Annotated in this window: 9 protein-coding genes; 6 read left to right on the top strand and 3 right to left on the bottom strand. The window is 63.2% G+C overall.

Annotated elements, in window-relative coordinates:
* Window positions 1-78: 78 nt before the first annotated feature.
* Window positions 79-1,197, top strand: a complete 1,119-nt coding sequence (locus tag ICM05_RS04170) for a folate-binding protein YgfZ (RefSeq protein WP_188023356.1) — start codon at window positions 79-81, stop codon at window positions 1,195-1,197.
* Between the two features lie 17 nt (window positions 1,198-1,214).
* Window positions 1,215-1,958 (top strand): phosphoglyceromutase, encoded by a 744-nt coding sequence (locus ICM05_RS04165; protein WP_188023317.1) that lies wholly within the window; start codon window positions 1,215-1,217, stop codon window positions 1,956-1,958.
* Window positions 1,959-2,269: 311 nt separating this feature from the next.
* Here ICM05_RS04165 and ICM05_RS04160 read toward each other — a convergent pair whose 3' ends face one another.
* Entirely contained in the window at window positions 2,270-2,458 is a 189-nt protein-coding gene (locus ICM05_RS04160; protein WP_188023316.1) for a DUF3073 domain-containing protein, read from the bottom strand.
* A 172-nt stretch (window positions 2,459-2,630) separates the two neighbouring features.
* Here ICM05_RS04160 and ICM05_RS04155 point away from each other — a divergent pair, with 172 nt between their 5' ends.
* Window positions 2,631-3,275 (top strand): hypothetical protein, encoded by a 645-nt coding sequence (locus tag ICM05_RS04155; protein WP_188023315.1) that lies wholly within the window; start codon window positions 2,631-2,633, stop codon window positions 3,273-3,275.
* Between the two features lie 44 nt (window positions 3,276-3,319).
* Here ICM05_RS04155 and ICM05_RS04150 read toward each other — a convergent pair whose 3' ends face one another.
* Window positions 3,320-4,615, bottom strand: coding sequence for a DUF445 domain-containing protein (locus tag ICM05_RS04150; protein ID WP_188023314.1), 1,296 nt, complete (start codon window positions 4,613-4,615; stop codon window positions 3,320-3,322).
* Window positions 4,616-4,716: 101 nt separating this feature from the next.
* On the opposite strand from ICM05_RS04150, the gene ICM05_RS04145 reads away from it, so the two are divergent.
* From ICM05_RS04145 to ICM05_RS04135, 3 genes are all read left to right on the top strand, one after another.
* Window positions 4,717-9,186, top strand: a complete 4,470-nt coding sequence (locus tag ICM05_RS04145; RefSeq protein ID WP_251364495.1) for an efflux RND transporter permease subunit — start codon at window positions 4,717-4,719, stop codon at window positions 9,184-9,186.
* On the top strand, window positions 9,187-10,806 hold the full coding sequence (locus ICM05_RS04140) for a DEAD/DEAH box helicase (RefSeq protein ID WP_188023313.1): 1,620 nt from the start codon (window positions 9,187-9,189) through the stop codon (window positions 10,804-10,806).
* Window positions 10,807-11,357: 551 nt separating this feature from the next.
* The gene (locus tag ICM05_RS04135) at window positions 11,358-13,529 is read left to right on the top strand and encodes an acyl-CoA dehydrogenase (RefSeq protein WP_188023312.1); all 2,172 of its coding nucleotides are present in this window, start codon (window positions 11,358-11,360) and stop codon (window positions 13,527-13,529) included.
* Here the strand turns inward: ICM05_RS04135 and ICM05_RS04130 are convergent.
* Window positions 13,526-13,999: a hypothetical protein gene (locus tag ICM05_RS04130; protein WP_188023311.1), complete on the bottom strand. Its 474-nt coding sequence runs from the start codon at window positions 13,997-13,999 to the stop codon at window positions 13,526-13,528. The genes ICM05_RS04135 and ICM05_RS04130 overlap by 4 nt on opposite strands.
* Window positions 14,000-14,109: the final 110 nt, after the last annotated feature.

Here is a 14,109-nt window from a genome sequence, read left to right as displayed (position 1 = left end):
CAGCGCTAAACAACGCGTATTCGCTTCGGCCCCTGAACCATTACGAGCTCGGAGGTCATTCCAGTGAGTAGTCCCTTCATGCATCTGCCGGGCGCTGTCGCGCTCGGTGAACGAGGCGTTGCTGCGCATTACGGTTCACCGTTGCCAGAACAGCGCGCTCTCGAAGCCGGTCAAGCAATCGTTGACCTGTCTGACCAGGCTGTTGTCACGGTGAGCGGTCCAGACCGGCTGAGCTGGCTGCACTCGTTTACTTCGCAGCACCTGCTTGGTGTTCAGCCGGGCGAGGGCGTCGAGACGCTCCTGCTCGACCCGAATGGGCGCATCCAGCATGCAATTCGCCTCGTGGACGACGGTGAAACTTGCTGGCTGACGGTCGCGCCCGACGCCGGCGATGACCTCACGAACTTCCTCATGCGTATGCGCTTTGCGCTGCGAGTTGAGGTGACGAACGTCACCGCTGACTATGCGGTTGTCGGCGCGTTTGACGGTGGTGACGAGACGGGCGCGGATCGCGCTGCCGCCCACCTGCGTGCGCTCGGAACCGCTGCCGCTGAATGGCGTGACCCCTGGGCGAGCCTCCAGCGCGGTGGCGTCCAGTACGCCCGCGGTGAGCACCCGGGCGCTGACTGGTCGTTCGTCGCGTTCATTTTCCCGCGCACTGCGCTCACTGGCGTGGTCGAGCTCGTCGAAGCTGGCACGGTGTCGGTAGCTGGCACGCTGGCGCTCGATCCGCTCGAAATTCGTGCCTGGCGCCCGAACTTCGCAAGCGATGTTGATGAGCGAGCGATCCCGCACGAATTTGATTGGCTCCGCACCGCCGTGCACCTGAACAAGGGGTGCTACCGCGGCCAGGAGACCGTCGCGAAGGTGCACAACCTTGGCCATCCGCCGCGTCGCCTCGTCATGCTGCACCTTGACGGTTCGGCCGGCGAGCTGCCGACCGCCGGTACCCTTGTGTACCGCGCTGGCGAATCAGCCAACGCTGAGGCTCGCCCAGTGGGGCGGATCACCCGCGCCGCAAACCACTACGAGTGGGGTCCCATTGCGCTCGCGCTGGTGAAGCGTGGAATCCCTGAGGACGTCGCGCTCGAAGTGCGCACCGAAGACAGCGGTGAGATCATCGCGGCCACCCCTGAGGTGATCGTTCCCTCAGATGCTGGCGCAACAGCCAACATTCCGAAGCTCAAACGAATCTGACTGAATAGACTGGAACCATGACCAATACCCTGATCCTGCTCCGCCACGGCCAGAGCGAATGGAACGAGAAGAACCTCTTCACCGGTTGGGTGGACTGCCGCCTTACTGAGAAGGGCAAAGGCGAGGCCGCCGCTGCTGGCAAGCTGCTCGCAGACGCAGGCGTACTGCCCGACGTCCTCTTCACCTCGCTGCTGAGCCGTGCGATTCAGACCTCGAACCTCGCGCTCGACAACGCTGATCGCCTGTGGATTCCGGTCAAGCGTTCGTGGCGTCTCAACGAGCGTCACTACGGTGCGCTCCAGGGCCTCGACAAGGCTGAGACCCTTGAGAAGTACGGCGAGGATCAGTTCATGGAGTGGCGTCGCTCGTTCGACACCCCGCCCCCCGCGCTCGAGGACTCGAGCGAGTGGTCGCAGGCGAACGATCCGCGCTACAACGGCATTGACGGCGAACGTCCCCAGACCGAGTGCCTCCAGGACGTCATCAAGCGCCTGGTTCCCTACTGGGAAGGCGAGATCCTTCCTGAGCTCAACTCGGGCAAGACTGTTCTCGTCACCGCACACGGCAACTCGCTGCGTGCACTCGTGAAGCACCTCGAGGGCATCTCGGACGAAGACATTGCGTCGCTCAACATCCCGACCGGCATGCCGCTCGTGTATGAGATCAACGAAGACGGCACCCCGACTGGCAAGGGCCGCTACCTCGATCCCGAGGCTGCTGCTGCCGGCGCTGCTGCTGTCGCAGCCCAGGGCAAGAAGTAAGCTTCTCGCTACTGCGTGAAAGGGGAGTCCCGTGTGGGGCTCCCCTTTTTGCTGCCTGCCGCCGTCGCCTGCCTGCTGCCTGCCAGTCCGCACTTCGCGAGCGTCAGAGATCGAGCTTCCGTAAGACGAATTCCCCTGAATCAGTCATACCGAAGCGACTTTTCGCTACCGAAGGTGAGGTGGCCCGAGGCGGTGAGCACAGGGCACAGGCGCAGAACAGCCCGCGGGCACGCAAAAGACGCCATCGGGGTGGTGATGGCGTCGAATTTGCGCGGTCGTTCTAGGAACGGCCGGAAGCAAAGAAGAGAGAGTTAGTTCTCGTCCTCATCGTCGTCGATGTCGTACTTGTCGGCGTACTCAGCCCACATCTCTTCCTCCGACTGTGTCGGAGACTTCGTCGCGAGCTCGCGCTCGAGCGCCGAATAGTTCGTCTCTGGACTGAAGTACTTCAGCTCCCGAGCGACCTTGGTGTGCTTTGCCTTTTGACGGCCGCGCCCCATGCGTGACCCCCTTACCAACTCAGGCCCCACGAGCATTAATCCCGCGAGGCAAAACTCATTCAATATAGACGTATAGGGCAGATTCTAGCACGCGATACCTATCAGACCTATCGCTTGCAGCGTCTGAGAACCGCCTCTTCGGTAATCTTCGGCTGAGCATTACGATTGAGGCATGACTACCGCTTCCCGTCGCCGCCCCACAGTGCGGGCGCTGCTTATTTCACTGCTAGTAATTGCAGTTGTGGTGCTTGGCGCGGTCGCGGTCATCGTCATTCCAATCTTCACGCACCAGAGCGCGGGTTCGTCCGGGCAGGTGGTTCCTGATTCTTACGTAAGTCGGGACTCCGCGCGTGGCGAGGACGATCGCAACCGCACGGTTGAGGTTCGCAGCGCGAGCGGTGATGACCTCGATATGTCGGCGCTCAAGCCCGGGGACCGGATCGTCGTGACGGGTTCTGGCTTCGATGCCGGGATCGGCATATACGTTGGTTTCTGCGCAATTCCCGCGACCCCCGATGTGAAGCCTGGTCCGTGTCTCGGCGGGCTGCCTGAAGGCGCGATGGATGGCGAGGTTGACGCTGAGGATCCGCTCGCAAGCGCGTGGGTCACGAGCGATTGGGCGTGGAAGAGTTTCGCAACCCACTCCTACCTCGACACCAAGGCTGGCACCTTTGAGGTCGTGCTGACCGTCCCCGAGGCCACCTCTGAGGGTGTCGATTGCAATGTCGACCGGTGCGCCGTGACCACCCGCTCAGATCACACCGCCGCGAGTGATCGCGTGCAAGACATCCTGCTGCCGTACGGCTACGCCAAGTAACGCTGCCTCACTCGCAGCACGGGCGTATTGGCGTTGTCAATAGGTCAGTGCGCGAGCGGGCCGATAACGAGCGTCGCAATCGTGTAGATCGCGAGCCCAGCGAGCGCACCGATCACGGTGCCGTTGATGCGGATGAACTGCAGGTCCTTGCCAACCTGGAGTTCGATCTTCTCGGCGGCTTCCTTCGCGTCCCACCGCTCAACCGTGTCGACCACGACCTGCGACAGGTCGTGGCGGTACTTGCGAACGAGATGGCTTGCGGCGGCGGTGATCCAGGTGTCGATCTTGGTCCGCAGCGTTTCGTCGCTTGCGAGCCGGTTGCCGAACTGGCTGAATGCTGCGGTGATGTGACGGCGCAGTTCGCTTTCGGGATCCGCCAACATTATCGTGAGCGCGGATCGCACCATGTCCCAGGTATGCTCAGCGAGGGCCCGAACGCGAGGACTGTCGAACACCTCAGCTTTGAGGGATTCAACCTGCTGTTGCAGTGACGGCTTGGTCTGGAGGTCGCGGCCGAGTGTGCCAATGAACTCGCCAATGGTCGCCCGGAACGGGTGCTCTGGATCTGTTGCGAGGTTGTGGGCGAACTTCACTGCCTCCGCGTGGAGTTTGCTGTCAACGAAGCCGCTCACAATGCTCGGAACCCAGGCAGGGAGCTGTGCAGAGACCATGTTGTCGAAGACGTGTGGGTGCTCGACGAGCCACTGTTCGAGACGATCGGCAGCGATGCTCACAACCGCCTCGTGGTGACCGCCATCGACAAATGTTGCAGTGGCGCGGCCAATCGTGGGCGCCCAGTCAGGCTCGATGATGTTCGTGCGCACGAGTGACTCGAGGAGCTGCTGTACGTCGCGGTCGTCGAGTACGTTGAGCATCGCGGTGAGTGCTTCTGCGGTGAGGGCTGCGGCGCGATCCGCGTTCTCTGGAACGGTGAGCCACTCGGCCGCGATCTGCGATCCGCTGATTTCTGCGAGCTTGGCGTCGATGACGTCGTCTGCGAGGAAATTCTCCTCGATGAAGGATCCGAGCCCTTCGCCGATCTCGTCCTTGCGTTCGGCGATGATGTTTGTGTGTGGAATCTTGATTCCGAGGGGGTAACGGAACAGCGCAGTGACCGCGAACCAATCAGCGAGTGCGCCAACCATGCCACCCTCACTCGCCGCGCGAACGTAGGACAGCCACGGGTACCTCGCTTCGAGCGCGAACGAGATCACGAAGACGACGGCCATGAAGCACAGCAGGCCGAGCGCGATGCCCTGCATGCGGCGGAGGGCGTGCAGACGGTCCCAGTCTGCGGGGGTGACGGCGCCGAGCGAGCGGCGAGAGCGACGGCCTGACATAGGAATCATTATCCTCGCTCCGGGATTCCACGCCCAGTATTGGCTGGTCAGACTGTGGATACTTGAAGCGCTCCGCAGGTGCGGGTGGGATACTGGTAGTTATGCAGTTTCTCACAGCGTTGAGCCTCAAGAACCGCGCGTTGATCGCACTTGTCACGATCGTCGCCGCGGTGTTTGGAACGCTCAGCATGAGCTCTCTCAAGCAGGAGCTCATGCCTTCCGTGCAGTTCCCGACGGTTGCCGTCATGACGACCTACCCTGGCGCATCGCCTGAGGTCGTCAACAACGACGTCTCGACCCCGATTGAGACTGCGCTGCGAGCAGTGCCGAACCTTGAAACGACAACGGCAACGTCGTCGACAGGCTCCTCGGTGGTGCTCGCTCAGTTCACCTATGGCGTGGACCTCGCGAGCACTGAGCAGAAGGTCGAGCGCGCCGTAAGCCGCCTCGCACGGGTGCTCCCTGATTCTGCTGATAGCCAGGTCATGTCGGGCAGCATTGATGACTTCCCCGTGGTTCAGATCTCGGCGACTCCGGCATCGAATATGGATGCTGAGGAAGCGGCGGATCTGCTGCAGCGGGTCGCGGTTCCCGCGATCAAGGACCTGCCTGGCATTCGTGATGCCCAGCTGCTCGGCGCGCTTGGAGACCGTATCTCGATCGTTCCGAACGATACGGAGCTTGCGAACCGTGGGCTGACGCGTGACAACCTGACTGCTGCGCTCCAGCAGAGCGGCATTCTGATGGCTGCTGGCACGGTGGACGATGAGGACCGCACGCTCGCGGTTCAGCTTGGTACCGAGGTTGACTCGGTCGAGCAGGTTGGTGCGATCGCGATCCCGCTTCCCGCTTCGGCGATGCTACCGCAGGTGCCTGTCGAAACTGACGGCGTGTTCGGGGACAGCGGTGATGAAGACGAGTCTGTAGAGCCTGAGCCAATTGCGACGCCCGCGACGATCGCTGACGTTGCTGAGGTCACCCTCGAGAAGAACCCCGTGAGCTCGATCTCACGCGTGAACGGTGAGCCCGCAATCACGATTGCTGTCACCAAGACCTCGGCTGCGAACACGGTCGATGTCTCGAAGGCGGTACAGGCCGAGCTCGATACGCTTACTGACAAGCTCAACGGCATCGAGCTCAAGGTCGTCTTTGACCAGGCGCCCTACATTCAGGACGCGGTTCACACGCTGACCACCGAGGGCCTGCTCGGCCTGATCTTTGCGGTCATCGTGATTCTGTTGTTCCTCGTTTCGGTGCGTGCAACGCTCGTGACGGCGATCTCGATTCCCGTGTCAGTGTTGCTCACATTCGTTGGCCTGAACTTCGCGGACTACACGCTGAACATGCTCACGCTTGGCGCGCTCACAATCTCGATTGGTCGCGTCGTTGACGACTCGATCGTGGTCATTGAGAACATCAAGCGTCATCTGCAGACCGAAGAGCACCGCGCCGCCACGATTGTGCACGCGGTGCGTGAGGTTGCTGGCGCGATCACCGCCTCGACGCTGACGACTGTCGCGGTGTTCCTGCCAATGGCGTTTGTGGCCGGCATGGTTGGCGAGATGTTCCGTCCGTTCGCGTTCACCGTGACGTTCGCACTCATTGCGTCGCTGCTGGTATCGCTCACGATCGTGCCCGTGCTCGCGTACTGGTTCGTGCGTCCCGCAGACGAAGACGCTGCGAAGCTGGCTGAGAAGCCGCGTCGCTACACCGAAGACAGCGTCAGCACGAAGATGCAGTCTTGGTACCGCCCGATCATTGAGTGGACCCTGCTGAAGCCTGGCGTCACGATCATCATTGCGGTTGCCGTGTTCATTGGCACGATGGCGATGACTCCGCTCATGAAGACGAACTTCATGGGTTCTGACGAGCAGAACTCGATTGGTCTGACGCAGACGCTTGAGCCCGGCACGAGCCTCGAAGCGCAGCTCGATCAGGCGCAGCGCGTCGAAGATGCACTTGTCGACATGGCTGATGTTGAGACCGTGCAGGTCTCGATCGGCGGCTCCGGCGGTATGAGTGCCATGTTCGGTGGCAGCAGCGATGGCGTCGTGACGTATTCGATTACGACCAACCCTGATGCAAACCAGGAAAAGGTTCAGAACCGAATCCGTGCGGCCGTCGACGACCTGAGCGATGCTGGTGAATTCGCGATTGCCCAGTCAGGCGGCGGAATGACCATGTCATCGGCGATCGAGATCTACGTGACTGGCCCTGACCAGGAGACCATCGAGCAGGCAGCCGAAGCTGTCACAGCTGAGCTCCAGACGCAGAAGGGTATCAAGCAGGTCGAGAGCGACCTCGCCCAGTCGCGCCCGTACCTCAAGGTCGCTGTTGACCGGACGAGCGCCGCAAAGGTTGGTCTCACCGAGAGCGCTGTCGCCGCAATGGTAGTGAACCAGATGCAGCCACAGCAGATCGGCCAGGTCACGATCGACTCCACCGCGGTCAGCGTGTACCTCACCGACCGCGATACCCCGAACGATAAGGCTGCCGTTGAGGCACTGACGATTCAGACCGCGCAGGGCGAGCGCACGCTTGCATCACTCGCGACGGTCGAGATCGCTGACGGCCCGGTTTCGATTCGCACCGAAGACACCGAGCGTATGGTGACCGTTTCTGCGCTTCCCGATGGCGACGACCTCGGCAGCGCTGGTACTGCGGTGAACCGCGCACTGGACTCGGTCAAGCTGCCCGCGGGCGCAAGCGCCGAGATCGGCGGCGTCATGTCGCAGCAGTCGGAGGCATTCGGTCAGCTCGGTGTCGCGCTCCTCGCAGCAATTCTCATCGTCTACGTTGTGATGGTGGCGACGTTCCGCAGCCTGCTGCAGCCGCTGCTGCTGCTCATTTCGGTGCCGTTTGCAGCGACCGGTGCGGTACTGCTGCTGCTCGTGACGGGCACCCCGCTCGGCGTCGCGTCGCTCATCGGTGTGCTCATGCTCGTCGGAATTGTTGTGACCAACGCGATCGTGCTCATCGACCTCGTGAACCAGTACCGCGACCAGGGCGAACCTCTGCGTGATGCGGTGATCCACGGTTCACTGCAGCGTCTGCGCCCAATCGTCATGACGGCACTTGCCACGATCCTCGCGCTTCTGCCAATGGGGCTCGGTATTAGTGGTGGCGGTGGCGGCTTCATTTCGAAGCCACTCGCGGTGGTCGTCATCGGCGGCCTGCTGACATCGACGGTGCTCACGCTTGTCGTATTGCCGACCCTGTACTACCTCGTCGAGCGACGCCGTGAAGGTGGCCGCGGCGGTCGAGGCGGCCGCGGTCCGATTGTTGGTGACGGCGGATCCGCGCCCACCGGCGGCGAGAGCTTCGGGCGCAGGCGTCGGACCGGCTTTACCCAGGTAGCCGGCGCAGCTGGTTCAGCTGGTATCGCTGAGGGCGCGGTCGCGGGGGCTGGCACTGGTGCCGGTCTCATCACCGCAGGCACCGGCCTCGAAGCGCCCTCGTATGCCTCGGCCGCGGCTGAGGTGCGCGGCGCAGGAAGCGCGAGCGCGGCTGTCAGTGAAGCGATGAAGCGAGGGGCGTCGCTGTTCCGCCGTCGCGCGGCTGAGCGTCCGCCGGTTTCGCCCGCAGATCTCGAGCTGACCGCTGACGAACTGAACGCGCTCGCTGGTGATCCCGGCGTGAAGCTTCCCGCGCCTGAGACGACCCCCGAGACAAGCTCGGCGCCCTCGTCTGAGCTGGCGCACGCTGCCGATCGCCCGTTTGACCTTGCGGCGGCTGCGGCCGTGGCTGCCGAGGCGCTCGAAGATGAAGAGCGCGTGGCAGAGCGTGATGCGGAGCCCGAGGCTGAGGTTGCGGCTGAGGCTGCGACTGAGGTTGAGGTCGACGCTGAGGTGCCGTTCCCGACTGAGGTGCGCAGCAGTCTGATCGATGTTGACGCGCAGCAGGCGCTGCTGAACAACCTGGTGCAGGCAGGATTGAACGCTCCCGCGAGCGATGTTGCCGCAGCAGAAGAGGCTGAGGCTGCTGAGGCTGCTGAGGCCGCTGCCCTGGCTGTGCCCGTAGAAACCGTTGCACCGGTTGAGCCGGGTGAAGTTGAAATCGATGAGGAACCCGCAACGGTCACCTCAGCTCTTCGTACGCTGGGTCTCAACGTGACGAGCGAGCCCGCGACTGGTGGCATTGATCGCATCGCGATCCACACTTCGGAGATCGAAGTCGTGCCCCCGTTTGCCGAGACCGAGGTCATCGATGCAGACGAAGCGGATGAGACCGCTGAAGACGAGCTGCTCGTTGAACCCGAGCACATTCCTGCGCAGATTGAGGCCGCCGGCTGGGAACTGGTCGAACCGGATCCAGTCGAGGCTGAAGACGATGCCGATGCCGAAGCTGACGACGAGGACGCTGCGGCTGACCTGAACGCCGCAACGACCTCCGATCCGCTCCCCGGTCATCGCAAGCCCTCGGTCGAGGACGTGCCCGCGAGCGCAATCCCGATCACTGGTGAGATCAACTGGGAAGAACTCATGTGGCAGGCCGCGCAGGAAGTCGATGGCGACTCAGAGCGCGAAACAGAATCAGACAACGACTCCGAAACGGAAAGCGGGCGCGCGTAAGTGGCAAAGAAAAAGAGTGGCGGCTTCAAAGCTCCCGGGAACTACGACCCGCGTCGTGGCAAGCGCCCGACCAAGGCCGGCCGGTTCGGCGTTCCTGAAGGGGAGCGCGCCACTGACCGTTCCGCTGGCGGACGAGGCGCGGATCCGCGCGGCGAAAAGCGAGGCGACTTCGGTGCGAAGGGCGCTGGTCGTGATGGCTCGCGCCGTGAAGGTGAGGTTCGTGGCGGTGGCGGTCGCGATGGTGGCGCGAAGGGCGCTCCCGTAAAGACTGGCCAGGCGAAGAACTTCCCCGCGCAGGGCGGAGCTCGTGGTGCGCAGGGTCCCGTGGTGCTTGATGCTCCGCGTCAGGACTCGGGCACCAAGCTCGCAAACATCAAGACTCAGGTGACGACCGCGGCCGACGCCGCGCACGCAACGTGGGAAGGCCTCGGCCTCGGCGGCAACATTGTGCGCACCCTCGGTGAGCTGGGTGCGAGCCAGCCGTTCCCGATTCAGGTCGCGACGATTCCCGATGCGATCGAGGGACATGACATCCTCGGCAAGGCGGCGACCGGCTCGGGCAAGACGATCGCCTTCGGTGCCGCGCTGGTTGAACGTATGCTCTTCCTGAAAGCTGCTGGCAAGATTCCGCCGGCGCCCAAGAAGCCCAAGCTGAAGCGTGGCGAGCGGATGCCGAAGGCAGAGATCCGCAAGCCCCGAGCCGTGATCCTTGCGCCGACGCGTGAGCTCGCGCTGCAGATTGACCGCACGGTGCAGCCCATCGCTCGCTCGGTCGGTCTGTACACCGCGCAGCTCGTCGGTGGCGTGCCCATCGACCCGCAGGTGGTAGCGCTCGAGCGTGGCATCGACATTGTGATCGGTACGCCCGGTCGCATCATCGACCTCGTGCAGCGCCGAAAGCTCGACCTGCGTGAGGTGCTCATCACCGTCATCGATGAGGCGGATCACCTCTGCGAACTCGGCTTCCTCGACTCGACGCAGAAGATCATGCGTCAGACCGTTCGCGGTGGCCAGCGCATGCTGTTTTCGGCGACGCTTGATCGTGACGTGCAGGAGCTCGTGGAGGAATTCCTGAGCGAGCCCCGCGCACACGAGATTGAGGTTGATGCGCGTGCTGGCAAGAATGTTCCGCACCGAGTGCTGCTCGTGCAGCGCGAGGAGAAGGACGCCGCCACCGTGCAGCTCGCTGAGCTCAAGGGCAGCGTCATGATGTTCTGCCGCACCCGTCTCGGCACCGAGCGCGTTACCGAGCTGCTCACCGTCAACGGTGTCTCGGCAGTGGCGCTGCACGGCGACCTGAGCCAGGCTCGACGTGAGCGCAACCTCGAGAAGTTTGCGACGGGCAAGGCCCGCGTCCTCGTTGCAACCGACGTTGCTGCCCGCGGCATCCACGTCGATGACGTTGACCACGTTGTCCAGGTCGACGCCCCGCACGACCACAAGGCATACCTGCACCGCTCCGGCCGTACCGGCCGCGCGGGCAAGCGCGGCAACGTGTTCACCCTGTCGCTGCGCAACCGCCAGAAGCTCACGAAGGCGCTGCTCGACGAGGCCGGCGTGAAGCCCGTGTTCTTTGGTCCGTTCACGCCGGGCATGAACCCGACGAAGCTGCGCGACTAGGCGAGGGAGCGCGGCGGCGCGCGTTGCGCGTCGCCGTCCTTCTGGGAGGGGTGAAGCCTGTGGCTTCGCCCCTCTTTTGTGTGTGCTGCCGCTTTTCGCTTCGGTCAGAGATCGAGCTTCGGTAGTACGAAAACCTCCGAATTCGTCTTACGGACGCCGCAGTCCCTGACCCTGGCGAAGAACGGTAGGCAGGAGAGCCGTTGCCGTAGATATGCGATCCGCCGTCAATATGCAGAAAAGAGCTCCAAATCGCATATGGGCGGCCGATTGCATATCTACGGCAAGAGCGGGGCGGAGGCTGTGGCAAGAGTGCGGCAGCGGATCGGCGCGGGAGCGACACCTCATGTGCGACCCCAACACTGAGTTCCGACATCTGTTGTGCGGACTCTACAGAAGTGCGGCGGCGCCAGCGCAGAGCGCATGTGGGAACCCCAGACGTCTGGGATCCAAGACGAGTCGAAGTCCTAGCCTGGCGATAACACCGGGGCACCGACAGCAGCCACAGGAGTGAGCCCGGTTCCGAGAGTTTTGAGTGTCAAGGAGGACCTCCGATGAACGAGCACGCACGCAAGACCGAGCACGCACGCAAGACGGAGCACGCACGCACGCACGAGCATGCACACACGAACGAGCGAACCAACACCCACAACCTCTACACGGGCCCAACCCCCACGATCCCCAAGATCAATGTAGAAGAGCTCACGAACCTCCTCCTCGGCAAGTGGCAGAAGGAGCGCCTCGAATCGCGAGAAATCGCCAAAAATCCAAGGTTCCAGGGCATCCCCGGCCTTCCGATGGACGAGCACCGCACCAGAGTCCTCGAGCAGCTGCACCGCCTTGTCGAACACCAGGCGATTCAGCGCGCGTTCCCGTCAGACCTTGGCGGATCAGACAACCAGGGCGGCAACCTCGCCGCGTTCCAGGAGCTCGTTCTCGCTGACCCCTCGCTGCAGATCAAGGCTGGCGTGCAGTGGGGGCTGTTTGGCTCGGCTATTCTTCACCTCGGCACGCGGCAGCACCACGAGAAGTGGCTGCCGGATGTGATCAACCTCAAGATCCCCGGGGCATTCGCGATGACCGAGATCGGTCACGGCTCTGACGTGGCTTCGATCGGTACGACCGCAACCTATGACCCAGACGCCCAAGAGTTCATCATTCATACGCCGTTCGCTGGCGCGTGGAAGGAATTCCTCGGCAATGCCGCCCTCCACGGCGAAGCGGCAGTCGTCTTCGCTCAGCTCATCACGCAGGGTGTGAACCACGGCGTGCACGCGCTGTTTGTCCCGATCCGCACCCCGGATGGAAAGATGCTGCCTGGCATCCAGAGCATGGACGATGGTGTGAAGGGTGGCTTGAACGGCATCGATAATGGTCGGCTGGCGTTCGACCACGTGCGCGTTCCACGTGAAAACTTGCTGAACAAGTACGGTGATGTGGCGCCAGATGGGTCTTACACCTCTCCGATCGAGAGCCCGGGTCGCCGCTTCTTCACGATGCTCGGCACCCTCGTGCAGGGTCGCGTCTCGCTCGACGGATCCGCCGTACGCGCGATGCAGGCCGGCCTCACGATTGCGGTGAAGTACGCGAGTGAGCGGCGTCAGTTCTCCGGCGCATCGGGCGCCGAGACCGTGTTGCTTGACTATGGCCAGTATCAGCGGCGCATTATTCCGCGGATCGCAGAGACCTATGCCATGGGCTTCGCGAGCGAACGGCTGCTGACCGTGTTTGATGAGGTGTTCTCTGGCACGAACGACTCGGATGCCCATCGCGAGGACCTCGAGACCCTGGCTGCGGCGCTCAAGCCACTGTCGACCTGGGGTGCGCTCGATACGCTCCAGGAGGTGCGCGAAGCGTGCGGCGGATCCGGCTTCATGGCCAAGAACCGCATCACCGGGCTGCGTTCCGATCTCGACGTCTACGCCACGTTCGAGGGTGACAACCACATCCTGCTGCAGCTCGTCGGCAAGCGCCTCCTCACCGATTACGCGAAGCAGTTCAAGGACGGTGACCGGGCCGCGCTTGTGAAGGCAGCCGCAGCTCAGCTGGGCGACCGCGTGAGCCGCTTCGGGCTGCGACAGGTCGGTCAGAGCATCGCCGACCTCGGCCAGGTGGGTCGCTCGGTCGAAAGCTTGCGCACGAGCGAGGCACAGCACGCGCTGCTCGCAGATCGCGTGCAGACCATGGTCGCCGATATCGCGCTCGCGATGCGGGAGGCAACTAAGCACGTCCCGCACGGTGACAAGCGTGCGAAGGCCATCGCGAGCGAGCAAGCCTTCAACGCGCAGCAGGCGAAGCTCATCGCGGCTGCCAGGGCGCACGGTGAGCTGCTCCAGTGGGAAGCCTTCACTGATGCACTCGGCCGCGTCTACGACGGTGACACCCGACAGGTCCTCACCTGGTTGCGCGACCTCTTCGGATTCTCACTCATCGAGCGGCATGCTGCCTGGTACCTCATCGAGGGACGTCTGTCAGGGGCGCGGATCGAGGCCGTCACCGCCTACATCGACCGGCTCATTGGCCGGTTGCGCGTGCAAGCACTCGACCTGGTCGATGCGTTTGCGCTTACGCCGGAATTGCTCCGCGCAGAGATCGCCACGGGCATTGAGGCCGAACGGCAGGCGGAAGCCGCCGACTACGTTGCAGCGCAGAAGGCGGCGGGCACCTGGCCGATACACGAGAAGGAGCTGCGCGCTCGGGAGCGCGCAGCTCGATCCGCCGACTAGCTCACGACCGCGACACCGAGCGATGCCAGCACGCCGAACAGGACGCCCCAGATGATGATCGAGATGATCTGCCAGAAGATGACGAGGTTCTTCGAAGCACCGAATGACACCATTGCGGCCGAGGTGATCTGGCTGGGCAGGAAGATCTGGCCGGCCAGGCTCACGACGGGGACGCCGAAGCGGTCCATGCGATCCTTCAGCTTCTGACGCTTCGGGGTGAGTGCGACGGGCTCGCGGTTTGCGGTGGCCTTCGACCGGATGCCGTGGGCCGAGAGGACAAAGATCAGCATCGAGATGATGTTGCCGCAGATCGCCGCAGCGACAGCGACGATGGGGTTGATGCCAGCGAGCACGCCGATTGCTGAACCGAAGTAGGACTCGACGAACGGAATCGCAGCGACGAGGAAGACCCCGAGCCACTGCAGCGCCTCGGGAAGCGAAGCGGCGAAGTCCTGGAACGTGGTGAGCATGATGACCTTTCGTGGCCGGGAGGTGTGCGGCCTGGGTTGTTCGCTGGGCGATGGGCGCTGAGCGATGGTGGCTGGGTGATCTTGGCCAGTGGGGCGGATCCCGCAGCGGC

This window comes from Leucobacter sp. cx-42, assembly GCF_014529985.1.
In the GTDB taxonomy this organism is placed as follows: Bacteria; Actinomycetota; Actinomycetes; order Actinomycetales; family Microbacteriaceae; genus Leucobacter.
The sequence above is the reverse complement of the archived record's forward strand: the minus strand, read 5'-3'. Positions and strand labels throughout refer to the sequence as shown.

Coding starts and splice junctions, on each gene's coding strand:
- ICM05_RS04170 (WP_188023356.1), top strand. CDS start 79: ATGCATCTGCCGGGCGCTGTCGCGCTCGGTGAACGAGGCGTTGCTGCG.
- ICM05_RS04165 (WP_188023317.1), top strand. CDS start 1,215: ATGACCAATACCCTGATCCTGCTCCGCCACGGCCAGAGCGAATGGAAC.
- ICM05_RS04160 (WP_188023316.1), bottom strand. CDS start 2,458: ATGGGGCGCGGCCGTCAAAAGGCAAAGCACACCAAGGTCGCTCGGGAG.
- ICM05_RS04155 (WP_188023315.1), top strand. CDS start 2,631: ATGACTACCGCTTCCCGTCGCCGCCCCACAGTGCGGGCGCTGCTTATT.
- ICM05_RS04150 (WP_188023314.1), bottom strand. CDS start 4,615: ATGTCAGGCCGTCGCTCTCGCCGCTCGCTCGGCGCCGTCACCCCCGCA.
- ICM05_RS04145 (WP_251364495.1), top strand. CDS start 4,717: ATGCAGTTTCTCACAGCGTTGAGCCTCAAGAACCGCGCGTTGATCGCA.
- ICM05_RS04135 (WP_188023312.1), top strand. CDS start 11,358: ATGAACGAGCACGCACGCAAGACCGAGCACGCACGCAAGACGGAGCAC.
- ICM05_RS04130 (WP_188023311.1), bottom strand. CDS start 13,999: ATGCTCACCACGTTCCAGGACTTCGCCGCTTCGCTTCCCGAGGCGCTG.